The 25,750-nt window shown below is 39.6% G+C and carries 22 protein-coding genes and 1 pseudogene; 19 read left to right on the top strand and 4 right to left on the bottom strand.

The window, feature by feature from the left end; all coding sequences use genetic code 11:
• Positions 1-83: 83 nt before the first annotated feature.
• Positions 84-1,844 carry a nitrilase-related carbon-nitrogen hydrolase gene (locus RI844_RS17000; RefSeq protein ID WP_348395839.1) on the top strand — a complete coding sequence of 587 codons (1,761 nt, stop codon included), beginning with the start codon at positions 84-86 and terminating at the stop codon, positions 1,842-1,844.
• 122 nt (positions 1,845-1,966) lie between these two features.
• On the opposite strand, the gene sigZ is transcribed toward RI844_RS17000, so the two are convergent.
• The 3 genes from sigZ to RI844_RS16985 form a co-directional block, all read right to left on the bottom strand.
• Positions 1,967-2,503, bottom strand: a complete 537-nt coding sequence (gene sigZ, locus RI844_RS16995; protein ID WP_348395838.1) for an RNA polymerase sigma factor SigZ — start codon at positions 2,501-2,503, stop codon at positions 1,967-1,969.
• Between the two features lie 552 nt (positions 2,504-3,055).
• Entirely contained in the window at positions 3,056-6,205 is a 3,150-nt protein-coding gene (locus RI844_RS16990) for an efflux RND transporter permease subunit (protein WP_348395837.1), read from the bottom strand.
• Positions 6,205-7,413, bottom strand: coding sequence for an efflux RND transporter periplasmic adaptor subunit (locus RI844_RS16985; protein ID WP_348395836.1), 1,209 nt, complete (start codon positions 7,411-7,413; stop codon positions 6,205-6,207). Before RI844_RS16985 ends, RI844_RS16990 begins: the two co-directional genes overlap by 1 nt.
• Positions 7,414-7,730: 317 nt before the next feature.
• On the opposite strand from RI844_RS16985, the gene RI844_RS16980 reads away from it, so the two are divergent.
• The 14 genes and pseudogenes from RI844_RS16980 to RI844_RS16915 all read left to right on the top strand — a co-directional run bounded on the left by RI844_RS16980 (position 7,731) and on the right by RI844_RS16915 (position 21,784).
• Positions 7,731-7,991 (top strand): RNA recognition motif domain-containing protein, encoded by a 261-nt coding sequence (locus tag RI844_RS16980; protein WP_348395835.1) that lies wholly within the window; start codon positions 7,731-7,733, stop codon positions 7,989-7,991.
• Between the two features lie 516 nt (positions 7,992-8,507).
• Positions 8,508-9,368 carry a universal stress protein gene (locus tag RI844_RS16975; protein ID WP_348395834.1) on the top strand — a complete coding sequence of 287 codons (861 nt, stop codon included), beginning with the start codon at positions 8,508-8,510 and terminating at the stop codon, positions 9,366-9,368.
• A 411-nt stretch (positions 9,369-9,779) separates the two neighbouring features.
• On the top strand, positions 9,780-10,253 hold the full coding sequence (locus RI844_RS16970; protein ID WP_348395833.1) for a Na+/H+ antiporter subunit E: 474 nt from the start codon (positions 9,780-9,782) through the stop codon (positions 10,251-10,253).
• Positions 10,235-10,558 (top strand): monovalent cation/H+ antiporter complex subunit F, encoded by a 324-nt coding sequence (locus RI844_RS16965; RefSeq protein WP_405054421.1) that lies wholly within the window; start codon positions 10,235-10,237, stop codon positions 10,556-10,558. Before RI844_RS16970 ends, RI844_RS16965 begins: the two co-directional genes overlap by 19 nt.
• Positions 10,559-10,924 carry a monovalent cation/H(+) antiporter subunit G gene (gene mnhG / locus RI844_RS16960; RefSeq protein WP_348395832.1) on the top strand — a complete coding sequence of 122 codons (366 nt, stop codon included), beginning with the start codon at positions 10,559-10,561 and terminating at the stop codon, positions 10,922-10,924. It begins immediately after the preceding gene.
• A 53-nt stretch (positions 10,925-10,977) separates the two neighbouring features.
• Positions 10,978-11,934: a Na(+)/H(+) antiporter subunit B gene (locus RI844_RS16955; RefSeq protein ID WP_405054491.1), complete on the top strand. Its 957-nt coding sequence runs from the start codon at positions 10,978-10,980 to the stop codon at positions 11,932-11,934.
• The gene (locus RI844_RS16950; RefSeq protein WP_348395830.1) at positions 11,934-12,314 is read left to right on the top strand and encodes a cation:proton antiporter subunit C; all 381 of its coding nucleotides are present in this window, start codon (positions 11,934-11,936) and stop codon (positions 12,312-12,314) included. The genes RI844_RS16955 and RI844_RS16950 overlap by 1 nt, the downstream gene beginning before the upstream one ends.
• 101 nt (positions 12,315-12,415) lie before the next feature.
• Entirely contained in the window at positions 12,416-13,789 is a 1,374-nt protein-coding gene (locus RI844_RS16945) for a monovalent cation/H+ antiporter subunit D family protein (RefSeq protein WP_348398376.1), read from the top strand.
• Positions 13,786-15,042: pseudogene (locus tag RI844_RS16940) on the top strand (proton-conducting transporter transmembrane domain-containing protein); the annotation flags it as partial. The gene RI844_RS16945 and the pseudogene RI844_RS16940, both read left to right, overlap by 4 nt.
• A gap of 270 nt (positions 15,043-15,312) precedes the next feature.
• Entirely contained in the window at positions 15,313-15,642 is a 330-nt protein-coding gene (locus tag RI844_RS16935; protein ID WP_348395828.1) for a hypothetical protein, read from the top strand.
• Positions 15,629-17,329: a Na(+)/H(+) antiporter subunit D gene (locus tag RI844_RS16930; protein WP_348395827.1), complete on the top strand. Its 1,701-nt coding sequence runs from the start codon at positions 15,629-15,631 to the stop codon at positions 17,327-17,329. The genes RI844_RS16935 and RI844_RS16930 overlap by 14 nt, the downstream gene beginning before the upstream one ends.
• 201 nt (positions 17,330-17,530) lie before the next feature.
• Positions 17,531-18,232: a histidine utilization repressor gene (gene hutC, locus RI844_RS16925; protein WP_348398375.1), complete on the top strand. Its 702-nt coding sequence runs from the start codon at positions 17,531-17,533 to the stop codon at positions 18,230-18,232.
• A 19-nt stretch (positions 18,233-18,251) separates the two neighbouring features.
• Positions 18,252-19,754 (top strand): histidine ammonia-lyase, encoded by a 1,503-nt coding sequence (hutH, locus tag RI844_RS16920; RefSeq protein WP_348395826.1) that lies wholly within the window; start codon positions 18,252-18,254, stop codon positions 19,752-19,754.
• Between the two features lie 17 nt (positions 19,755-19,771).
• Positions 19,772-21,784: a urocanate hydratase gene (locus RI844_RS16915; RefSeq protein ID WP_348395825.1), complete on the top strand. Its 2,013-nt coding sequence runs from the start codon at positions 19,772-19,774 to the stop codon at positions 21,782-21,784.
• Between the two features lie 87 nt (positions 21,785-21,871).
• Here the strand turns inward: RI844_RS16915 and RI844_RS16910 are convergent, their stop codons facing one another.
• The gene (locus RI844_RS16910) at positions 21,872-22,585 is read right to left on the bottom strand and encodes a CPBP family intramembrane glutamic endopeptidase (protein WP_348395824.1); all 714 of its coding nucleotides are present in this window, start codon (positions 22,583-22,585) and stop codon (positions 21,872-21,874) included.
• 240 nt (positions 22,586-22,825) lie between these two features.
• Between RI844_RS16910 and RI844_RS16905 the strand changes: the two genes are divergently transcribed.
• The 4 genes from RI844_RS16905 to RI844_RS16890 all read left to right on the top strand — a co-directional run bounded on the left by RI844_RS16905 (position 22,826) and on the right by RI844_RS16890 (position 25,725).
• On the top strand, positions 22,826-23,278 hold the full coding sequence (locus RI844_RS16905; RefSeq protein WP_348395823.1) for an NfeD family protein: 453 nt from the start codon (positions 22,826-22,828) through the stop codon (positions 23,276-23,278).
• Positions 23,279-23,361: 83 nt separating this feature from the next.
• On the top strand, positions 23,362-24,279 hold the full coding sequence (locus tag RI844_RS16900) for an SPFH domain-containing protein (protein WP_348395822.1): 918 nt from the start codon (positions 23,362-23,364) through the stop codon (positions 24,277-24,279).
• The gene (locus tag RI844_RS16895) at positions 24,279-25,232 is read left to right on the top strand and encodes an SPFH domain-containing protein (protein ID WP_348395821.1); all 954 of its coding nucleotides are present in this window, start codon (positions 24,279-24,281) and stop codon (positions 25,230-25,232) included. Before RI844_RS16900 ends, RI844_RS16895 begins: the two co-directional genes overlap by 1 nt.
• Positions 25,233-25,428: 196 nt before the next feature.
• The gene (locus RI844_RS16890; RefSeq protein WP_348395820.1) at positions 25,429-25,725 is read left to right on the top strand and encodes a hypothetical protein; all 297 of its coding nucleotides are present in this window, start codon (positions 25,429-25,431) and stop codon (positions 25,723-25,725) included.
• Positions 25,726-25,750: the final 25 nt, after the last annotated feature.

The following is a 25,750-nucleotide window of genomic DNA, read 5'->3' as shown; positions in this document are numbered from 1 at the left end:
TAATGTAAAATCTCGTCGATAAAGCCTAATGCTTTCATAAGTCAAAATTCAAACATTTATTAGTTAGATGGAAATTATAAATCATGCGAGTAGCCGTTTCTCAATTTGCCACATCATTAAATACTCAAGAAAACCTAGCAACTTGTATTCGTGTGATAAATGCAGCAGCCGTGTGTAAACCATCATTAATCGTTCTTCCTGAATTTTGTAATACTCAGCCTTGGTACGTCGATCATAATCATGCATGGGAGCAAGCCTTAGCGATTAATGGTACTTTTTTACAGCGTATAGCGCAGCAAGCAAAAAAACATGCCTGCTATATCGTGATCAATGTAACGGTGCAAAGAGGTCTATTGCGAGATCATCAAAACGGCTTAATTAAATCAAATATTAGTGTGACCTCATGCTTATTTTCACCGGCTGGAGAACTTATTCATCAAGTGGATAAACCAACATTGACTGAACATGAAAATGACTTTTTTATTTGCGCGAATAAAGTACAGGAAGTTGTAGCAACGCCATTTGGTGAGCTTGGTTTTTTAATCGATAGCGATGGTGCTTCCTTTGAGATCCCGAACGAATTGGCCATACGTGGTGCAAAATTATTATGTAATTCGATGAATTCATACGCATTAGATCAAAGTGGTTTACATGATCCAGCAAGAGCGCATGAAAATAAGGTATTTTTAGCTACTGCAAATAAAATTGGACCTCTTATGCCACAACAGCAAAGTGACATTTTTTCAGCGCAAAGTTTTATTCCCCCAAAATATCTCGTTGGGGTTGGTCAAAGCCAAATAGTTTCACCTGATGGTAAGGTACTAGCCCAAATAGTGAACAATGAAGAAGGTTTTGTGTTTGCTGACATAGAGATGAAATGTTCAGGCTTAAGTATCAACAATAAATTTCGACCTGATGGTACTGAGTTGAGTAAACAGCTGCGTCCTGAACTTTACCAAGAGCAAATACTCGCCAAGCAAAAACAAACATCTGACCATGATAATAACGCTCCAGAGACCACTAATGTTGCTATCTTTGCAACTTATAAATCTAATGAACAAGCCATTGAAGATGTATGTCATTATATTGAAAATAACCTCAGTGACATAATCCAGTTACCTGAACTATTCTTTGTCGCGGATAAAACAATCACCAATGATCCTGAACAACTTAGCCAAATAGCCTGTTTGAGTAAGCAGCTAATTTCACAAGTCAGCACAGTGCTGAGACCGTTTCAATACGTGTGCACGAGTGTAGTGGTTGAGGGAGTGCACCAGGCGGTTTTGATAAGTGAACATGGTTTATTTGCAACACAGCAACAATTACATTTTTGTCGAAGATATCAATGGGCTGTGCTAGGTAACGATTTAAACATTATTGAGTTGCCCTTAGAGAAAGGAACCATAAACGTCGCTATGCTAACAGCTGATGATGCTAACATACCTGCAATAGTCAAAGTGGCGGCTTTGAATGACATCCACTTGTTACTTGTGCCTTTTGATATTCAAGAGTCGTGCGAGGTTGAATATAGTTTGTTATCTCGCGCAGCTGAAAATAGGATCTGCATTGTTGCCGCAAGTCGTGAGAAAACCTTTATCGATGAGTTGTCTAGCGTTAACGAAAGCGACAATATTTATAGTAAAAACAAACAAAAAGTTCATAAATCTACAGGGTTAATTGCCAATTTAAGCACCGACTTTGCCCTATCATCCCAGTGGAAATCACGAAAATTTAATGGCTACATTAACAAGCCTATTATTACACACCAGCACGGAAAAATTACCAAAGCCGTGATTCACCCTAATGCCGCGTGTAATAAACTTATGGCAAACAAATATATTTAAACAGAACTGTTAGCTGCTATAAATAGAGCCTCGATGAACGACTGGAGATTAGGCTAAAACGTTAAAATTAACATCAACTAAATACAATTGGTTGCAGCCTCCCAATAAAATATTAATCCTTCTCAGCCTTCGCAACCACAGTTATTCTTACAGTCAGCTTCAGGTCCACTTTCTTTGAACTCAAAGTCACAACAAGCTTGAAGCTTATTTCTCAACTGTACCCTGCCTCGTTTTATTCTAGATTTAACCGCCGCCAAGCTTAATTGATGTTTATCGGCTATGTTTTGTTGTTTAACTTGCTGTAATTCACTATCGAATAAAATACTGCTTATGCCGTCTGGTAAATCTGAAATTAACGTTCGTATGCAACGACTCAGTTGTACTTGATCACTTTCATCTTGCTGTTCATCGGCAATTAGCTCTAAATCTTCACTATTTGTATCTAGTTTTTTAACTCGATAAAAATCAATAATTGTATTTCGGCATATTTGGTATAGCCAAGGTTGCAATTTATCTTTTGAAGTTAAATTTTCAATATTTTTATGAACTTTAATGAATACTTCTTGCAGTATATCTTCTGCAGTTGCGGGGTCATTAACTTTGCTATTTATAAAATTGAATAGTTGTTGGTGAAAGGTTTTCCAAATTGTTTCTATCATCTTCTACTGTATTAATAGCCGCTTATTAAAGCGACTATTACCTTATTTTAGATTCAAAAGATCAGTCACAACAACTGTTATGAGATGTACATGTACAGTTATTGCATTCACATATTGACTGATCTGTTTGACTATCACCACTGCAATGACACTGCGTATCATTGCACTTACAGTTACAACAACCACAAGTTATCAGTTTAGTTTGATTTTCATTGTTAGGATAATTCATTTTAGCACCTCTTTATTGCTAGTAAAAAATGTATGTTCAGCTCTAAAGACGGACAACTTATAAAAAGGATGCTGTTTTCTAAATATTTTTGTAGTTTTTTGGGATTGTACCATTTGATATATAGCGATCATTGATAATGGGTTGGCATATTTAGGCGTTAACTACGAGTTTAGAGAGCCGATATCAACATGGCTTGCCGTGAACCTTTAAGCTGAGAAATCAATACAAAGGGATTCTTGTTAAGTGAGGTTAATGAGCTACCCAACAGCACGCGACTTATTTGAGTAACTCACCTAACGATTTTATTTTACACGTCTCGTAACTTAATTCGCTGTTTCTAGCTGATCAGCAGCAACATTCAACGCTGATTTTTTACGAGGAAACAGCTTCTTCAAATCTTCAATTATGGCATACAAACTTGGAATGAAGATTAAGGTCACTATCGTGGCAAACAGTACGCCGAATGATAATGAAACAGCCATTGGGATCACAATTTGAGCTTGGGCACTGGTTTCAAAGAAGATGATCGGTACCAAACCAATAAAGGTCGTTATCGAGGTTAACATAATGGCCCGAAAACGTTTCGTACCCGCATGAGTAACCGCCTCTTTCAAAGGCACACCTGCTTTACGAGAATTGTTGACGTAATCGACCATCACTAGAGAATCATTCACCACCACGCCAGCTGCTGCGAGAATCCCCATCACAGATAGCGCGCTTAAATCCATGCCTAAAATGAAGTGTCCAAATACTGCACCGATGACACCAAAGGGGATCACCACCATAATCATCACGGCTTGTGAGTAAGATTTTAATGGAATAGCTAAAAGTGAGAAGATCACCATTAACGAAATCACAAAGTCACGTAATTGTGAATCGGCACTTTCCATTTCTTCCTGGATACTACCTGACACTTCACTTTGCACTTGCGGATATTGTCTTAACAATTGTGGAATAAAATTATCGCGAATGTCTTTAGCAATTTCAAAAGGTTCTACTTGTTCAGCATCAACACTAGCCCAGACATTGATAGTACGATTACCATTTTCTCGACGAATGCGGGTAACGCCGTCAGTTAACACGATGTCTGCTAATTCTGACAAGGGTAGCTCAGCGCCATTCGGAGCTTGGATCATGACATCATCGACATGGCCAACACTACTGCGTTGCTCAAGTGGATAACGCACCATAACTTTTATTTCTTCACTGTCACGTAAAATTCGCTGTGCTTCTAAACCATAAAAGCTGTAACTCACTTGTGAAGCTATTTCCGCCAGTGTCAAACCTAGACTATTGGCTAGAGGTTTCAATTCAAGCTGTACTTCTTTGGCGCTGGTTTGTCGACTGTCATTGACATCACCAACACCTTTAAGGGTATTCAGTTTCACTTTCAGCTCTTGGGCCGCAGCTAATAATTGTGCGTCATTCAAACTTTCTAGTCGAAAGGCAATGTCACCATCATCGCGGCCACCACCAAAAAAGTTATCACCAATCGTTAACGATTTAACACCTGGATAATCAGGAATGGCGTTACGCCACAAGTCGGCTAATTCAAAGGTGTTCATTACTCTTAGTTTAGGCACAACCAATTTAACCATAACCTGACCACTGGTACGGCTGCGTAGATCGACTTGCATATCAGAAATCATTGAAGTGCCATGCTCGGCTTCAATTTTCTCATCAATTTGATAAATAATACGTTGAATATTTAATAAGGTGTTCAGTGTTGCTTTCTCAGAGGCGTCGACATTCATCTCAACATTAATACGTGGGAAATCATGAGGTATTTTAGGCTGGCCGATAAAGCGAACAAAACCACCAGAAAATAAACCGGCACTAATTAACATCAAACTAATAAAGAACATTAATACCGCATAACGATACTCAATACATATAACCAGCGCTGGGCGATACACATTCTCGATAAAGCTTTTCAACTTCACATCAACCACACGGCGAATTCTATCCAATGGGTTTTTAGGATTAAATTCCTTCACTTTCATTTTCACTAAGTGCGCAGGCAGGATTAATTTAGATTCAATCAAAGAGAAAATTAAACATAAGACAACCACTGCGCCTATGGCTTTGCCAAAGGCTGATGACGGCCCCTCACCAAAAAGAAAGGGCACAAATACCGCGATAGTTGTCAGCACGCCAAAGGTTGCAGGCATAGCAACTCGCTTCACCCCTCTAATCACGTTTTCAGTGGTATGGCCATGCTCCTCTATTTCATCATGGGCACTTTCGCCCATAACAATGGCATCATCGACGACAATACCTAAGACTAAGATAAAGGCGAATAAGCTGATCACGTTAATGGTTACATTGACAAATTCCATCGGCATCACTAAAAGCGTGCCTAAAAAACAGACCGGCAATCCCATCATCACCCAAAAGGCCAAACGAACACGAAGAAATATCGCCAACATTAAAAAAACTAATACCGCGCCACTTTTCATATTGTCTAACATCATGTTTAAGCGGCCTTCAAGGTAATAAGTCATGTCTACCCATGTTTCTAACTGAACGCCTTCAGGTAACTCCTCTTGTTTTTCTTCGACATAGTTTTTCACTGCGCCAGCAACATCAGTAATACTTTGATTGTCTGCGGCACCAATGAAAATGGTCGCAGAATTCTTACCATTAAATTTAGAATACTGTAGGCCTTCTTCGAAGCCATCAATGATAGTAGCCAGATCGCCAAGTAAAATCTTAGTGCCATCTTCTAAGGTAATAACGGGAATTAATTCAAACTCATGACCACGATAAGCTTGGTTTTCAACGCGTAAGTTTATATAGCCATTTTCAGCACGAATTTGCCCTGCTGACATGTTTCTTGAATAATTACGTACTGCTTGCGCAACATCCCTAAAACTTATTCCGTATTCGCGTAGTTTATCTTTACTGACTTCAATTGAAATTTCATAATTTAAGCCACTGAAAAATTCCGACACATTGACTAAGGGGAGTTGCTGTATTTCGGTATGAATTTTACGGCCTAACTCTTTTAATTCTGCATTGGTTAGATCGCCATATAAGCTCATGTACATCACTTCTTGGCGAAATTTTTCTCGTTCAACTTTGATTCTTTCCATACCAGCTGGAAAACTGGAAATTGAATCAATCGCTGATTTAACTTCCTCTAAAACCACTTGTGGATCATAGTCTAGCTCTACCTCGAACCAGCCATTTGAATAATTTCGATTTGAGTAAGTAATCACTCGTTTAAGGCCTTGCACGGTTTCGAGGGCTTCCTCGATCTTAATAGTGATGCCTTCTTCAACTTCTTGCGGGGCAGCACCCGGATAAGGCGCGGCATAAGAAATCCAATTGATTTTTACTTGTGGAAACATCTGTTTGTTAATCGTCTGAATGGTTAAAAAGCCACCCACTAATATAAAGATCATCAACAAATTCGCTGCTACGCTATTGCGGGCAAACCAAGCAATTAAGCCTTTGTTAGTCTCTTCCATTAGTTAACTCCTACACTCGCCACAGTGACAGCTGATGTTTCGACATCTTGCTCAACTTCGTTTTCTTCTGAGGTGCTCGATACAGCTAATTTCATGCCATTAACAGGGTAATCTAAGGCAGAGATAATAAGTTGGTCACCATCAGACAAGCCATTAGAAACAACTACATTACCTCCCTCTTGGCGGGCAATTTCAATATCTACATAATGTAGCTTTGACTCAGCATCTAATACCGCCACACGGCCATTTTCAACCAAATAACGAGGTACCAAACTAGCCTGAGCTATTTTAACGCCGACAATTTCGGCATTAACATAAGAGCCAAAACGTAACGCTGTCTTTTGCGTAGTTTCACCTTCAATCAAGGCGTATGGGTCTTTTACCTCAGCGACTAGATAAGTCATCCGGCTATTGTTATCGACAATGCCTTCACTACGGGCAACGACTGCGCTCCATTGCACATCCACACCAGCAAAAGCACCTAATAAGTTAACAACTGCACCATTACCTTGATTGGTCAAATATTGTAATTGGTTATCTGCAACAGGCAATCGAACTTCTGCTAGAGCTGTACCGAGTAGTTTCCCAATATTTGTACCAACCCCAACAAACGATCCTAAACCTATAGTTCTGCTGTCAATCATCGCATCATACGGCGCGCGTATTTCTGTACGCTCTAAATTACGCTGAGCTCTTAAAATTGAAGCTTGAGCTGATTTAACTCGAGCAATTTCCTGAGCAAGTTGAGGTTTACGTAAGCTTAATTCTGTTGGTGAAGTATTAGTAATGCGTTTCCATTCACTCTCGGCTACCTTGCCTTGCGCACGTTCGGTTTCTAGTGCGGCACGAGCAGATGCCATATTGGCTTGAGCTTCAATAAGGGCTGCTTCATAATCATTGGGGTCGATACGAGCGAGTAATGTCCCTTTGTTAACAAATTTACCACGAACAAAGTCTTCAGACAGCGCAACTATTTGACCACTAACTTGCGCGACTAATGCTGTTTCATATTTAGGCTTCACAATACCGTACGAGCTTACTTGCAGAGTCATTGGTGCAACCGTAACGGCTTCAACTGCGACAATTGGTGTAATATCAACATCAGCCTTTTCTTCCGGTGGCTTTTTCATGCTTGAAAAGCCAACAAACAACAAAATCCCAGTTGCTAAAATGACGATCGGTACAATAATTTGCTTTTTACGTGTCACAGTTTATCCCTTAATCAAATCGATTAGATGTTACATTCGTTGCAATGATGTAAGGATACAGAAATCTTTGTTATCAGCTACTTTAAAAATGTAACTGTCTATTACAAGATTTCGTCGCACGGTAAGTAAAGAAAGATTAACCAATATCACTATACAATTACATTAAAGTCATATACGACTATTGAAACGATGTTCAAAATAAACATTTGCATTTTTATATCAAAATCATCACATAATCCTAAGGCAGGCGCTAAATTAACAACGCCATCGTCTATAATCTATAGGGCGATAAATAAGTATTAAGTTTGGTATTGTTAATGATGATAAAATCATGGGAATTACAATTTTCTAACCTGCCGCTAAAGGTCTATGAAGAAGAGCTTCGCCTGTTGTTACATTTTCAGCGAAGCAGTATAGAACAGATAATAATTGTTCATAGGGCTGAAACAAATAATAGCGAGGCGTGGGTCAGGTTGAACATTAGCAGAGAAGCTGCAGTTGCATTAGCTAACAAATTCGATGGACGGTACTGGCATGGCCAGCGCATTCGCAGTTATGCCGCGTTATTTGGTCACTAATACTAACTAATAATGCTGCAATGCCATTTGATAAGTTTGCTTGTGCTTCAGGCTATTGTTCGTGCAATGAATTCGCCATTAGGTTATTAAACAACCTAACGGGCATTTTTCGAAGCAACAACTTGTGAACTTCTATAATCGTTAAAATACTCAAAGCCATCTGTATTAGAGCTCTCTAGTGAAGTGGGATGAACTTTTGAAACATCTTTAAGTCAGATAAATACATAAACAAGATAAAAAGGACTATACATTAAAGCGGTTAATATCATTTTAATGTATAGCTGACAACCTGAACGTTGCTATAAATAATGTTATGCAAAGTAGGAAGACTAAGTAGTCCAATAATCATCTATATTGAGCGAGCTACATTCACTCACACCTTTTGTATTCATGGATTATACTTATTGGTTATGAACTTGCTGTTTATTTAAGAGCAATGTGTTACAGAGCAATCAATCTATAATTGCTAAAGCCTAGATTATGCTCTCATATAGTAGTACAACAGGAGTGAAATCCATGAGTAAACTGGTATTGGTTATTGCTGATATAGAAGACGACGATATACTATCATTAGAAAAGGCTCGTGATATTACCCTACCTATGCGAGCGACGGTAGAAATAATCAAATTTATTCATCCCAGCAACGACTCAGATATCACCCTCGAACAACATATAGAACAGGCTAAACAGTCACTTAATTCAAATATTAAGAGCATTTTTGATGGGGAATCAAAAATCACTAGCGAAGTGATTATTAGTGATAATATTGCTGACTGGGTGGTTAATCGCTGTGTTCAACAGCCTGTAGATCTAGTGATTAAGGGCGGGCACCGTAGTGAATCGTTGTTTCACACCCCTTCCGACTGGACATTAACACGTCACTTACCCTGTCCAATATTAATCGCCAGCCACGTTAAGTGGAACAGTAAAACCAATATTTTATTAGCTTTAGACTTATCAACTGATGAAAAAACTCATCAACAACTAAACTCTTTAATACTAGGCTGGGGAAAAGCCTTGTCTGGAGTTACCCACAACCAATTACACGCAATGTATAGTATTCCCATTGCCAAACCGCTGCTGGAATTTGACGTGGTGAATAAACATTCAGTCAAACAAAAAAAAGCACCCGCTGCGACTGAAAAAATGCAGCAACTGCTCGCTGACTTTGATATGAGTTATGTGACCAATCATATCACCGCAGGACCACCGGATAGAACCATTCCTCATCAGGCCAACGAATTAAATAGTGATTTGGTAATTATAGGCTGCGTTGGCCGAGAAGGCGTTAGTGGCTTCTTTTTGGGTAATCTTGCCGAAAAGGTGATGCATCATTTACGCACCGATTGTTTGATAATTAAACCAGCACAAAATTAAATAATCTCACAAAATAATTTCAAAAACGTAGTCAAATTGATGTCACTCTAATTTGTATTTATAAGCAAAAAATTCCAGCTGACGACATTATATTTTTCAAATGAGGAACAGATTATTACAGATTACAAAATGGCTCGATGGTGATCAATTCTTAAATGAACCTTGTATCGCTTTCAAAACCAATTCAGATAAAGCTAAAACTCTGTTTTGTTCACAGAGGGAGAGTTAGAGGTGCTCATAGTTAAAGTTGTTAAGTTGAACTCGAGCAAACAGTAAAGGCGTATATTCAGCGAAGATATAGACTTGAATTACTCCCAATAGAATACCTTTTCATCGCATTTAACATATCTGATTTTGCTAGCCACAATGGTAATTATGTAATTTTTTTTAAATAACTAGAGGTTAGGATTCATGAAACGACATACCATCAGTTTGTTTGTGACATTAGCTGCATTTTGGTTACTCAATTCAGGTCACTATAGCGCACTCATTTTGTTGCTTGCGGCTGCTTCTATTATCTTAGTGTTAATTATTTCACATCAAATGGATGTTGTTGATCATGAATCTCAACCGCTATATTTAACGCGTAATATATTTGGTTACTATTTGTGGCTTATCAAAGAGATTATTCAAGCCAATATCAAAGTGGTAAAGCACATTTGGCTTGGTAAGGAAAGCATATCACCGACACTAAAAAAAATTAAAATCAATCAAAAAACTGATATGGGAAAAGTCATTTATGCAAACTCCATTACCTTAACCCCAGGAACGGTAACAATCGATCTGGTAGACGACGAAATTATAGTGCATGCCCTACTCTCTATGGATATTGAATCCTTACAAGCCGGTGAGATGGATCGCCGAGTATGCCTGTTGGAACACTAATGTTAGTTGCTGCCACACTTGCCATTTTTATCGCCATGATTTTAGCAACCATCAGAGGTATGGTCGGGCCAACACTTTATGATCGAATCTTGGCCGTCAATATGTTTGGCACTAAAACGGTACTGCTGATTTCTTTATTAGGCTTTGTCATGGGGCGACCGCAATTCTTGGATATCGCGATTGTCTATGCACTGATCAACTTTATCAGTGTAATTGGTGTATTACGTTATTCAGATTCTAATCAATTCAAGCATACGCCTAGCGCAGAAACATCCAATAATGAATCGACAGAAAAGGAGCGCTAAATGGATGCTTTTTTAGATATCAGTAGTGGCGTGTGTTTATTTATCGGTAGCTTTCTCTGTGTTTCAGGTGGTGTTGGCATTTTACGCTTTCCCGATTTCTATACTCGTATGCATGCAGTTGGCGTCACAGATACCCTTGGTACGGGCATGATTTTGCTCGGTCTGATGATGCACAGTACCGATCTTTTAGTGTTTGCCAAGTTAGTAATGATCTTATTACTGACCTTGTTGATTAGCCCTACCACAAGCCATGTATTAGCTAAAGCAGCTTTGCATAATGGGCTGATGCCAAAACTTAACCATAACGGTGTTGAGCAAAGTTCTCTTGATTTAGAAAGTAAGGAGACTACCTCATCGAAATCGTGATTGATATCGTATTATTAACCTTATTGTCGGCTGTTGCTATTGCCATAATTAGAATGAAAGACCTGTTTGCAGTCGTTATGCTCTCAGGTATTTATGGTTTATTGTCCGCTAGCTTTTTTGTTGCTATGGATGCAGTCGATGTCGCCTTTACTGAAGCCGCAGTGGGAGCGGGTATATCTACCTTGCTAATGTTAGTGGTCATTACGATAACCGGACGCAGTGAGAAGACAACACGACATAACCCTTTTCCGGCACTACTTATTATAATCATAACAGGTGGCTTGTTGATCTATGGCACGTTAGATATGCCATATTTTGGCTCTGCCGATGCACCGATCCACAACCATGTTGCACCTAGGTATATTAACGATTCAATGCAAGAGATTGGTATCGTCAATATCGTAACGTCTATACTGGCAAGCTATAGAGCGTTTGACACTTTCGGTGAACTGGTTGTCATCTTTACTGCTGGTATTGGGGTGTTGGCATTGTTGTCCATCGTTCGCCGTCCAGTTGATGATGACAAAATTGCGTGCATCAATTATTCAATGCATGAGCAGCACCTTGTTGTCCGCATTGTTACTAAAATGTTGATCCCGTTTATTCTGTTGTTTGCCCTTTATGTTCAATTTCATGGCGATTTCGGCCCTGGTGGTGGTTTTCAGGCAGGGGTGATCTTCGCTGCGGCTATTATTCTGTATGCGATGTTATTTGGTTTGAGCAGCGCACGTATTGTCATTAATCAACCTTTTATCCAGTTAATTTCTGCTGCTGGTGTTTTGCTATATAGCTGCGTTGGTCTCGTCTCTTTACTCAACGGAGGGAATTTCTTTGACTATAATTTCTTATCCAATGATCCCATTGCTGGTCAGCATTTGGGCATTCTTTTAATCGAGTGGGCCGTTGGCTGTACTGTAGCTTCAGTCATGATCATTATTTTTTTCAACTTTGCCGACTATAGGGAGATGCTACAGAGTAATAAACACAAATATAATCAGGAGTCATCTTAATGTTAACCGGGCTTTTTAATTATTGGATTGTGGTAATGCTGATGATGAGCGGACTATATGTCGTGATTGCTCATGGCAACTTAATTAAAAAGATCGTTGGGCTGACTATTTTCCAAACCTCTGTATTCATATTTTATATCAGTATGGCAAAAGTTGATGGTGGTACAGCACCTATATTAGCAGACGATATCATGCACTATTCTAACCCTTTACCGCATGCTTTAATTCTTACTGCTATTGTGGTCGGTATTGCCACCGTCGCTTTGGCGCTGTCATTAGTGGTTCGCATAAAAGCAGCTTATGGCAGCATTGAAGAAGACGAAATTCAACAACAAGATAATCAATTCGAGGCAGACAAAAAAGTGAGAAAAGAAGAGTGATAGCACATCTTCCGGTTTTGCAAGTGATTGTCCCGCTCATGGCTGCACCGATTTGCCTGCTATTAAAGCGTGCTCAGCTGGTCTGGCTGTTTTCTCTATTGGTGAGTAGCTTGACATTTTTGATCAGTATTTTGTTATTACAACAAGTAATGACGTCTGGAGTGCTGAGTTACGAATTAGGCGGCTGGCAGCCACCTTGGGGAATTGAATACCGAATTGATAAGCTTAATGCCTTTGTTTTACTGATTGTTTCAGCAATAAGTACCACGGTTTTATTCGCCGCTCAAACTAGCATTGAAAAAGAAATAGATAAAAACAAACACACACTCTTTTATGTTTTATATCTGTTATCACTCACCGGTATGTTGGGTATTGTCGTTACTGGTGATGCATTTAATGTTTTTGTCTTTTTAGAAGTATCTTCACTTTCTACTTATGCTTTAATCGCTATGGGTAAAGACAGACGCGCGCTTTGGGCCTCTTATCAATACCTGGTTATGGGAACTATCGGTGCAACTTTTATCTTAATTGGTGTTGGCTTGATGTATCAAATGACGGGAACACTGAACATGCAGGATCTCTCCCAGCGCCTACCTGAAGTTGCACAAACACGTACCGTATTTACTGCTTTTGCTTTTATTATTGTCGGCGTATGTTTGAAGCTTGCACTGTTCCCCCTTCACCAGTGGTTACCTAATGCATACGCTTACGCGCCTTCAATTGTCACCGCCTTCTTCGCCGCAACAGCAACAAAAGTTGCTATTTATTTACTTGTTCGTTTTACGTTCTCGGTTTTTGGCCTGTCTTTTTCTTTCACCACCATGCCTTTACAAACTTTGTTTATGGCACTTGGCCTAATCGGCATTTTTATTGCCTCAATTTCGGCAATTTATCAAAAAAATATTAAACACCTGTTTGCCTATTCGAGCATAGCTCAAATTGGCTATATGATTGTTGGTTTTAGCATCAGTACAGTAACCGGTTTAACCGCCACTCTATTGCACGTGTTTAATCACGCGTTGATGAAAAGCGCGATTTTTTTAGCCTTAGCTGCTGTGATGTATCGGTTGGGTAATGTTCAGCTCAATAACTTTCACGGTTTAGGCCGCCAGATGCCACTGACTATGGCTGCTATCGTAATTGGTGGCTTAAGTTTAATTGGTATGCCATTAACCGTTGGTTTTGTCAGCAAATGGTATCTGCTAACCGCATTGTTGGCACAGGGGTGGTGGCCAGTTGCTGTGCTTATTCTGTTAGCGGCAATATTAGCTGTTATTTATGTCTGGCGAATCATCGAAGTCGCTTATTTTAAGGAGCCACCCGTTAATAACGCAGCAGTAAAAGAAGCGCCAATGCTGTTTCTAGTCCCCATATGGACACTAACAATCGCCAACTTTTATTTTGGTATTGATACTCGCCTTAGTGTACAGGTGGCGCAGGCGGCGGCTCAGAGTTTGTTTGGAATAACCCCATGAAACTTTCTTTAGAGCTGATGCTACAACTATCTATTATTGTCCCATTGTTGACACCACTCATTATTGTAGCGGCTGGAAATAAACCAAATCTTCGAGAAGCTGTGACCATCACTAGCAGTTTAATATTGGTTTATTTGGTTGTTAATCTATACCAAGGACTCTCTTTAGGAGCAACAATCGGTGTTTTCTGGTGGGAACTTTTACCCGGTTTAACAGTAAGTTTTGATGTTGAGCCACTCGGCATGTTGTTCGCTTTAACGGCTAGCTTCCTCTGGCCAGTCACTGCATGTTACGCCATTGGTTATATGCGCTCTCATCAAGAGCATAATCAAACCCGTTTTTATAGTTGTTTTGCCATTGCCATTGGTGCAGTGATCGGCCTTGCTTTTTCAGCGAATCTGTTTACTTTATTTATTTTTTATGAAGTATTGACCTTATCTACTTATCCTTTAGTTACGCATGCAGGTACCGCTAAAGCCAAAAGAGCTGGTCGAACCTATCTCGGCATTCTACTTAGCACTTCAATCGTGTTTTTTCTGTTAGCTATCGTCAGTACCTGGTTTGTCGCTGGCACATTAGATTTTAAACTTGGCGGTATATTTGATGCAGATGTTGACAAAACCATAGCTGGAACTCTGCTAGTGTTGTTCATTTTTGGTATTGGTAAGGCTGCTATTATGCCTTTTCATCGCTGGTTACCCGCAGCTATGATTGCACCAACTCCAGTGAGTGCCCTTTTACATGCGGTTGCCGTGGTGAAGGCCGGTGTATTTAGCATTGTAAAAATATGCGTGCTTATTTTTGGACTGGATTTACTGTCGGTATTATCAACCACCCAATTTTTACTCTATCTCGTAGCTGCCTCTGTGTTGCTTGCTTCACTTGTTGCGATGAAACAAGATAATTTAAAAGCAAGGTTGGCGTATTCTACCGTCAGTCAATTAGGTTATGTCACTATTGGCGCTTTGTTGGCGACTTCGTCAGGTATTATTGGCAGTTCCATGCATATTGCCATGCATGCGTTTGGCAAAATCACCTTGTTCTTTTGTGCAGGGGCTATTTTAGTCACCCTAAATAAATCAAAAATAAGCGAAATGCGCGGTATAGGCCGACAAATGCCGCTGACAATGGTTGCATTTTTTATTGCCAGTCTCAGTATTATTGGGGTTCCGCCTACAGGGGGAACATGGAGCAAGTGGTTTTTAATGATGGCTACAGTTGAAACCGAGCAATGGCTATTAATGGTGGTGTTAATGCTTAGCTCTTTAGTTAACATTGCTTACTTGTTACCTATCCCCTTTCACGCATTTTTCCCCGTTCTCATCACCAATAGAGAGTCGAATAAATATTCTAAAAAAGCGACATCTTCGAGCAGTATGTTAACAACAATACCAATAAAAGAAGCACCTTTAACATTACTAATTGCCATTGTTATTACCACTCTAGGTTGCTTAACGTTATTTATTTATCCTCAGCCTTTGTTTGAGTTGGCATCAAATGTTTTAAGCAGTAGGGAATAATTAATGGAAGATAAGAAAAAGTACCTATTTGATCATCCTAAAAACATAAAGCGAGCTTTATACTTGCTTTATAGCTGCTGTATTTTATTGTTTATTTTAGATTTTGTTATTCCTCGTGATGTTAGTCATGGCTGGGAAAGTTTATGGGGATTTTACCCCATTTATGGTTTTATTAGTTGCGTTGTTCTCGTACGTGTTGCTACCTGGATGCGAACGTTTCTTAGGCGAGAAGAAGACTATTATGATAATGAAGGTATGGATGATGGCGCAATATCCCATAATGATGATGTAAAAAATAGCAAAGACATAGGGGATCACCATGTGGATGATTGAGATCCCTGCTTTTGTTCCCTTTTTTATCGGTGCATTACTTGTAGCGCTCACTCGCGGCATGTTGCGTGGCGTGATAATGATAGTGATCCCCATAGCCAGTGCAGTACATCTATGGATGATACCAGAAAGTATTCATCTGCAGTTTTCCTTATTTGACTATCATCTTATTCCTTACCGTGTCGATAAGTTAAGTCTAATGTTTGGCTATGTATTTCATCTTGCTGCACTCATGGGCATTATTTACTCGTTACATCTGCGCGATTCCATGCAACAAGTGGCAGCAATGATGTATATTGGCAGCGGTTTGGGCGCTGTTTTTGCCGGCGACTTGTTAACTTTATTCATTTTCTGGGAGTTGTTAGCTCTTACTTCAGTGTTTCTTATTTGGGCACGCAGAACACAGCGTTCATATGCCTCAGGGATGCGTTATCTCGTTATTCAAGTTTTATCTGGTGTAATTCTTCTTGCCGGTACTCTTTTTTACTTCACTGAAAACAACACATTAGAGTTTGGTTATATTGGTTTAGATAGTGTAGCAGGATGGCTTGTTTTCATTGCTTTTGGTATCAAGTGTGCTTTTCCTATGGTCCATAACTGGTTAACTGATGCCTATGCTGAAGCAACCGTGACCGGAACAGTATTTCTCAGTGCATTTACTACAAAAGTCGCTGTTTACGCACTTGCCCGTGCATTCCCTGGGACTGAGTTGCTGGTATATATTGGTGCTGCCATGACCTGTTTCCCAATATTTTTTGCTGTCATTGAAAATGATTTACGCCGGGTATTGGCCTATAGCCTGATAAACCAAGTGGGATTCATGGTGGTCGGCATCGGTATTGGCACTGCGCTTGCTATTAATGGCGCAGTATCTCATGCCTTTAATGATGTAATTTTTAAGGGCTTGCTATTTATGTCGATGGGGGCGGTATTGCACATGACAGGACGGATAAATGGCTCTGAACTCGGTGGTTTATACAAAACCATGCCTAAAACAACGATACTCTGCATTATCGGTGCAGCTTCAATTTCAGCTTTTCCCCTGTTTAGCGGTTTTGTGAGTAAATCAATGATTATGTCTGCGGCTATTGAAGAAGGGTTTGATTGGATCTGGCTTATATTACTGTTTGCCTCTGCAGGTGTATTTCATCATGCCGGGATAAAAATTCCCTATTTCGCCTTCTTCGCCCACGACTGCGGCATTCGAGCAAACGATCCCCCTAAAAATATGTTATTGGCAATGGCGATAGCTGCTAGTCTTTGCATTGCCATTGGTATCTATCCGCAAGGATTATATGCCTTATTGCCGTATGACACAGGATACAACCCTTATGATGCAAGTCATGTGCTAGCGCAGACTCAGTTATTGTTTTTTTCAGCTTTAGCTTTTGTCTGGCTTAACCTCAAAGGGCTGTACCCTCCTGAGCTTCGCGCAACCAATTTAGATTTCGATTGGATTTATCGCCGTGCGTTGCCAACAGTGTTGCAAAATATGTTTACCATCATTTGGCAAATAGATCGCACATTACGACAAGAGGTTAAGCTAAAGTTAACTATTTGCTTAACTTATATCGCAGAAAAAAATAATCGACTGAGCAACTTGCTTTCGCGAAATTATCCGTCAGGAAGTATGGCTATGTGGGTCGCAATAATGCTAGCGACATATTTATTTCTTAGTTTTATTCAATAATATATTCAGTAATGGACATGGCGAAATTGAAGAGTTCGTCGTTCATGAAAAGAACTCGCCACGAGCTAGAACCAACACACACGACACAAGAATAAGGCTTAACTTAATCATACAACTTGTATATACAGATTTTTTATGCGATATTAGCCATCGCACTTAATTGTATATACAACTTAAGCTTGGTTATTTCTAAGGATTATGATGGCACCCGCTAAATTTACACAAATTAAACAGTTTATTTTTGAACAGATTGAGTCTGGTAAGTGGGCCGAGCATCAACGCGTGCCTTCTGAAAATGAGTTAGCTGAACAATTTGAGGTGTCACGAATGACTGCTCGCAGGGCATTACAAGAGTTAACCGATGAAGGTGTTTTAAACCGCTCAAAAGGTTCAGGTACATTTGTAGCATGTTTAAAGTCGCAATCATCTCTGATGGAAATTCGCAACATTGCCGATGAGATCAGAGAAGCGGGTCATCAATATACCGCGAAGGTAATCAGTTTAGAACAAATTAAAGCAAATGCCGAATTGGCCTTAGAGCTTGATATTGCCCTTGGCGATACTGTGTATTTATCAAAAATATTGCACAAGCAAAATGACGTTGCAATTCAGTTAGAGCAACGATTTGTGAATGCTGCATTAGTTTCTGAGTATATCAATCAAGACTTTAGCGTTATCACTTCACATGAGTATTTAAGCAAAGAAGCACCGCTTACCGAAGCAACTCATCAAATTGAAGCAATAATTGCTGAAGCAAAAATTTCTGAGTTATTGGCAATTGAAAGCCAACAACCTTGTTTACAAGTAAAGCGTCGCACTTGGTCAAGAACCGGTGTGGTGAGCTTAGCTATTTTAACCTCACCGGGTGATAAGTATCGCCTTGGTGGGCATTTAAAACTTTAAAAATATTTAGGAGAACAATGTGACGTTTAAATATGGTGTTGACCGCCTAGAACTTGATATTGTAAACGGCATAGCCGACGGTAGTATCAAGGCAGAGCTTTGCCAAGAAGCATTAGATCAAATCAATAAAAGTCGCCAAAATGTCGAAAAAATGGCGAGTTCAGACAAGCCAGTATATGGTATAAATACTGGCTTTGGTCCTTTGTGTGATACGCAAATTTCGCCTAGTGAGACCAATTTGTTACAAAAAAATCTACTCATTACCCACGCGGTAGGTGTAGGTGAGCCTATTGCTAAAGCGATTTCAAAACTAATGCTGATCACCAAAGTACATGCTTTAAGTCGTGGCTTTTCAGGTATCCGTCTTGAAGTTGTTGAGCGCATGCTAACCTTTATCGAACTAGACCTAATTCCAGTTGTACCAGAGCAAGGTTCAGTAGGCGCTTCCGGCGATTTAGCGCCACTTTCTCATTTGTTCTTACCGCTACTTGGTGAAGGTGAGTTTTGGCAAGACAATAAAATTGTTCCTGCGGCAGAAGTGTTAAGCAAACATGGTTTAGCACCACTAGACTTGCATGCCAAAGAAGGCTTGGCCCTTATCAACGGTACGCAATTTATTTTATCTCATGCCATCACTGCATTAACCAAAATGCGTTACTTACTGGACTTAGCAGACTTAACCGGTGCGATGAGTATTGAAGGCATGCAAGGCAGTGAATCACCATTTAGAGAAGAGCTCCATCAGACCCGGGCATTTAAGGGTAATTTGGAAGTTGCAGCGCGGATGAGAAGCTTTTTTAAAGATTCACAAAATATGGCTGATCACGAAGAATGTGATCGTGTACAAGACCCTTATTCATTAAGATGTATTCCGCAAGTGCACGGCGCATCGCGCAATGCTTATTATCACTTAAAGGAATTATCTGAAATAGAGATGAACTCGGTAACTGATAACCCAATTGTTATCAGTAGTGAAGAAGCCATTTCTGGCGGCAGTTTCCACGGTCAACCTCTTGCTATGGTGTTAGATTACGCCTCAATTGCAGCTTCTGAATTAGGTAATATTTCAGACAGACGTTGTTATTTATTATTGGAAGGCTTGCACGGTTTACCACGCTTGTTAACAAAAGCTGGTGGCTTAAATTCAGGTATGATGATCCCGCAATATGCAACAGCAGCCTTAGTAACAGAAAACAAATCTTTGTGTTTCCCACCTTCGGCTGACAGTGTACCAACCTCTATGGGTCAAGAAGATCACGTATCTATGGGGAGTATTTCAGGCAGAAAGCTAAATCAAATTTTAGGTAATGTGGATAAAATTTTTGCCATTGAATTAATGTATGCTGCACAGGCAATTGAGTTTAGACGACCAAACAAATGTTCAGATTTGATTGAGAAAAACTTTGCATTGATCAGAAGTAAAGTCGATAAGCTTGAAGAAGACCGATTATTAAAACCTGATATTGATGCCATGATAACCTTGGTTAAATCACAAGCGTTTACCGTTAACGTTGAACATTAATTATAGGGCCATTAACAATGACAAATTTGATCAATTTTCAACAACAAATTAAGCAAGGTATTCCAACTGAATTACCCGTGGCTAAGCCTTATCCGCAGAACGCTAACCGCGCTCCTAAACGTAAAGATATTCTTAATAGCGACGAAAAACATCTGGCGCTGAGAAATGCACTGCGTTACTTCCCAAAAGAGTGGCATCAGGAACTAGCGCAAGAGTTCGCTCAGGAATTAAAAGACTTTGGCCGCATCTATATGTACCGCTTCAAGCCGAACTATGAATTAAAGGCACGCTCGGTTGCTGATTACCCGGCCAAATGTGAGCAAGCAGCAGCTATCATGTTGATGGTTGACAACAATTTAGATCCAGCCGTGGCACAGCACCCTGAAGAGCTTATTACTTATGGTGGTAATGGTGCAGTGTTTCAAAACTGGGCGCAATACCTGCTAGCCATGAAGTATTTGAGTGAAATGGAAAGTGACCAAACGTTACATCTATACTCTGGCCACCCTATGGGACTGTTTCCGTCTTCTAAGGATGCGCCGCGTGTAGTTGTTACTAATGGCATGATGATCCCTAATTACTCACAACCTGATGATTGGGAAAAGTTTAACGCCTTAGGTGTTACCCAATACGGACAGATGACAGCTGGTTCATTTATGTATATTGGCCCACAAGGCATTGTTCACGGTACCACAATTACGGTGATGAACGCGTTCCGTAAAGTCTTAAACAAAGGTGAAACTTCGAAAGGTAAAATTTTCCTAACCGCAGGTTTAGGCGGCATGAGTGGTGCTCAACCAAAAGCCGGTAATATAGCTAACTGTATTACTGTATGTGCTGAGGTGAACTCGAAAGCTGCGACTAAGCGTCATCAGCAAGGTTGGGTTGATGAGCTTATCGATAACATGGATGCGCTTATTAATCGTGTTAAAGAAGCGCAAGCAAATGAAGAAGTCGTATCTATTGCTTACATAGGTAATATTGTTGACGTTTGGGAATCTTTCTTTGAGCAAGAAATCTTTATTCATTTAGGCTCAGACCAAACATCTTTGCATAACCCTTGGTCAGGTGGTTATTACCCGGTAGACATCAGCTATGAAGAATCGAATCGACTAATTCGTGAAGAGCCAGAAGTGTTCAAAGTTAAAGTGCAAGAAACGTTGAAGCGTCATGCTGATGCCGTGAATAAGCATACAGCTAAAGGCACTTATTTCTTCGATTACGGCAACGCTTTCTTGTTAGAAGCATCTCGCGCCGGTGGTGATGTAATGGCTGAAAACGGCATCGACTTTAAATACCCTTCTTATGTTCAAGATATTCTTGGACCTATGTGTTTCGACTATGGCTTTGGACCATTTCGTTGGGTATGTGCTTCAGGGAAATCTGAAGATCTGGATAAAACCGATGCAATCGCAGCAAGTGTATTAGCTAAGATCAAAGAAGAATCACCTGAAGAAATTCAGCAACAAATGCAGGACAATATCACCTGGATTAAAGACGCTAAGCAAAACAAATTAGTAGTTGGCTCGCAAGCACGAATTCTTTATGCCGATGCACAAGGTCGAATTGAAATAGCAAAAGCATTCAATGATGCCATTAATCGCGGCGAAATTGGCCCTGTGGTATTAGGTCGTGATCATCATGATGTAAGTGGTACAGATTCACCGTTCCGCGAAACATCTAACATTTATGATGGCAGTCGCTTTACCGCAGATATGGCTATCCACAACGTTATTGGTGACAGTTTCCGTGGTGCAACATGGGTTTCTATCCATAATGGTGGTGGTGTTGGCTGGGGAGAAGTGACCAACGGTGGCTTTGGTATGCTGCTCGACGGCAGCGAAGACTCAGAGCGTAGACTTAAATCTATGCTGTTATTTGATGTAAACAACGGTATTGCCAGACGCAGCTGGGCACGAAATGAAGAAGCAAATTTTGCCATTAAACGTGAAATGGCAAGAACGCCTAAGCTAAAAGTTACCTTGGCTAACTTAGTTGATGACGAAGTTTTAAATAACTTATCACTGTAACTACAAGCTACAAGCTACAAGCTACAAGCTACAAGCTACAAGCAAATTATAAAACCGCAGTTGTTTATACAACTGCGGTTTTATTTTTTAAATTAGAAAAAGTGCAGACACCATATTATTTAGCATATGCACGGCAATACAATATTTAAGGTTGTTGGTTTTTAAACGAATAAAAGATAGCAATACAGATAGGACAAATAAATCGGCTAATACTATGCCGTCATACTGGGTATGGATCAGAGTAAAAATAATAGCTGTAACAACAACCGCGCCTGACTTTCTTAACCGAGTTCGTTCTATTTTGCTAAAGATAAAACCGCGAAACACTAACTCTTCAAATATAGGGGCAATAAGGCAGACGGATAACAAGCTTAACCAGCCATAGTCTATGGTGTCCCTCATATCTAACATCCACTGTGGCATGCGAACATCAAGCAGAATGTTAATCAAGTAACTCAGTACTATATATACGAGTGTAAGCATTAACCAAGGTTTAAACTCATTAAAATTAAATCTATGCTGCAAAGCAAAATAATCAAGCCGTTGTTTAGTTGATAAATTCCTAGTACCGTAAGCTAATAAAGGCACAGTAAAAATCGCCATTAAAATTGAAAAGACAGTGGTTACATCACCGTCAGTTAACCATTTAGCGGTATCAATGATTTGCGGATTAGACTCGGCGTACATCACAATGATAATGCTTAAAAATATGGTTGGAACGTATAGTCCCATAATCCATAAAACCGCATGTGAAAGTGGCTCATAAGAGTTAAGGGTTGGTTGCTCTGGTGAATTCGGCAAACGATATTCCTTTCAATAAAAACGTTATGTTAATTATAGAGTTAATTTAGCATGTCAAAAGCCTGTGTTAAGCGAATTTACAAATATTTATTTACCGTTCAGATAAAACCTCTTTGACATAATATGTCGCATTTTAATAAAAACGCTGTTATATTGATTAATGCTTTATTAACAAAATGATTGTTTTTATTCTCACATTCAAGCTTAATTAAAGCCGTTAATAATATTTAGAGGTGCCTTATGGATTTTAGTAATGATGTATTCGCTTGGGGCAGTGTTGGTATTGTATTAATGCTGGCTGAGCTGGTTATTCCAGGTGGTATTGTAGTGTTTTTAGGAACTTCGGCTTTGGCCGTAGCGCTTACCCTGCAATTTGGCATTATTACCAGCTGGATGCACGCTTTTACCTTGTGGTTCATTCTTTCTATGGTGCTGCTCATTGTATTTAGAAACGTTGGCCAAAAAATGGTCGGAGGTGATAGCCGAATTGAAAATACCGATGAGAACCTGGATGTATTTGGCTATGAAGTCGATGTCATTGAAACAATAGGGCCAGGCAATAAAAAAGGGCGGATCTTATTTCAAGGGAGTAATTGGAGTGCCCTTGGTGATGGCAGTGAAATTCAGTCAGGCGAAAAGGTAAAAATAGTTTGCCGAGAAAACATATCTTATGTGGTCGAAAAATTAAATTAATAAAACCCACACACAATAAATTAACAAACTAAATAAACCTAGAAATGGCTGTGTACCAGCAATTTCTAACTAAGGAGAGTCATGTGTTTGCAGTATTAACTTTTGTCTTATTAGGCATACTATTTATTTTATTCAAGCTGGTGCTCATTGTTGAAATGCGCGAAGTTTGTGTTATTGAGCGATTAGGCAAGTTCAGGGCGGTAATGCACCCGGGACTGCACTTTTTAATTCCATTTTTTGACCGAGTTGCCTACCGACACGAAACACGTGAGCAGGTGCTAGATATACCTGCACAAAGCTGTATTTCCAAAGATAACATTCAAATTGATGTTGATGGCTTGGTATACATTAAGGTGATGGATGGCGCTAAAGCCAGTTACGGTATTGAAGATTATCGCCGGGCGAGTGTTAACTTAGCGCAAACAACAATGCGTAGTGAGATTGGTAAGTTAAATTTAAGTCAAACCTTCTCTGAGCGTGACACTTTAAATGAAACCATTGTCAGAGAAATTGATAAAGCTTCAGATCCTTGGGGCATAAAAGTTTTGCGCTATGAAGTGCGTAATATTACCCCGTCAATAAATGTAATTCATACGCTTGAAAAACAAATGGAAGCAGAGCGTAATAAACGTGCTGAAATCACCTTAGCAAACGCTGCTCGTGATTCGATGATTAATTTATCAGAGGGTGATCGCCAAGAAGCCATTAACCTTTCTGAAGGTGATAAACAAAAACAAATTAACGAAGCAGAAGGCCGCGCCAAGGAAATTGAAATTATTGCCGATGCGACTGCGCAAGGCATTAGCCTAATTGCCGACGCGGCAAACCAACCTTGTGGCGATGACGCTATAAAGATGCGCCTGATGGAAGAGTACATCCAACAAGTTGGCAACGTATTAAATACCGCAGATGTGTCAATTTTACCAAGTGAGATAGCCAAACTTGAAGGTTTTTTTGAAGGTATGGATAAAGTAACCGCCACGGCACAAGGAGCTAAATAATGGACTTTTTAAACAATTCTAATCCTGCTGATTTAATCGTACTAATCATTTGGGGGGCAATTTTTTTAACCTTCATTGTTAAGTTATTTCAATCTATTTGTTTAGTACCGACCAAATCAGCTTACGTTATTGAGCGGTTAGGTAAATATCACAAAACATTGGATGCTGGTTTTCATGCGTTACTCCCATTTATTGATCGTGTGGCATACATTCAAGATTTAAAAGAAGAAACCATAGATGTGCCGCCGCAAGAATGTTTCTCAAAAGATGAAGTAAATGTTGAAGTTGACGGGGTCATTTATATTTCGGTAACTGAACCTATTAAATCTAGTTACGGTATTGTTGATTATCGCTTTGCCGCAATGCAATTGGCACAAACAACTACCCGCTCTGTTATTGGTACTCTAGACTTAGACCGAACTTTTGAAGAGCGTGATCTGATCAGTGCCAAGGTAGTGGATGTATTAGATAAAGCCGGCGAAGCTTGGGGTATTAGAGTACATCGTTATGAAATCAAAAACATAACACCGCCACAAACTGTACGTTTAGCGATGGAAATGCAAGTCAATGCCGAACGCGAACGCCGAGCAATTATGGCAAAAAGTGAAGGTGATAAGCAAAGTGTTATCAATCGCTCTGAAGGTATTAAACGAGAAACAATTAATATTTCTGAAGGTGAAAAGCAACGCCGTATAAACGCCGCAGAGGGTAAAGCGAGTGAAATATTATCGCTAGCGAAAGCAACGGCAGAATCAATAAAGAAAGTTGCGAATGTAATTGACCAAGAAGGCGGTCAAAAAGCCTTAGAAATGCAATTAAGTGAGCAATATTTAAAACAGATGGAAGGGCTCAGTAAAGAGAACCGTAAAGTGATATTACCGGCTAACTTACTCGACTACCAACAATGGATGAATAGTATGGGTCTTGCAAATACTAATAAAAACAAGGTATAACTATATAGAGCAAGTAGGTAGTAAATATATACACGGCGAGTACAACTTGTAATGGTTAATTCCATTTTGGTTGCAACTATCAGCTTAAGTAATTGTTAACACAGCGTTACTAACTGATTCGTTATCTCTCGTCCTGAATTATAAGCACCTAACTTTAGGTGCTTTTTTTTAATAAAACATTCAACTAAGGTTCTTCATGGATAGAATAAAAGAAACTCAAAAACTAGTCGCAGAGTTATACGATGAGTATGTTACTTCATTAAAGATCACTCCCAAACAGATAGATTTTAAGGATGTTAAATCTATTGAAAAAGTGTTTGAATCAATTTACATCGGCAATTCAAAAGCGACTTTAAATCACACCCCTTACCCACAAAAGTTATCCTCTAAATTACGAGAAGCGTTCGCCGATTTGTTATTATTGATGGATGGGGTTGATTTAAACCATGCCAAAGAGAAAGCGGAAAACGCTGCAGCCTCAAAGGCTGGATAGATGTATGAACTACAAAGCTTTTTGT

The organism is Thalassotalea fonticola (assembly GCF_032911225.1).
GTDB classification, from domain to species: domain Bacteria; phylum Pseudomonadota; class Gammaproteobacteria; order Enterobacterales; family Alteromonadaceae; genus Thalassotalea_A; species Thalassotalea_A fonticola.
The sequence above is the reverse complement of the archived record's forward strand: the minus strand, read 5'-3'. Positions and strand labels throughout refer to the sequence as shown.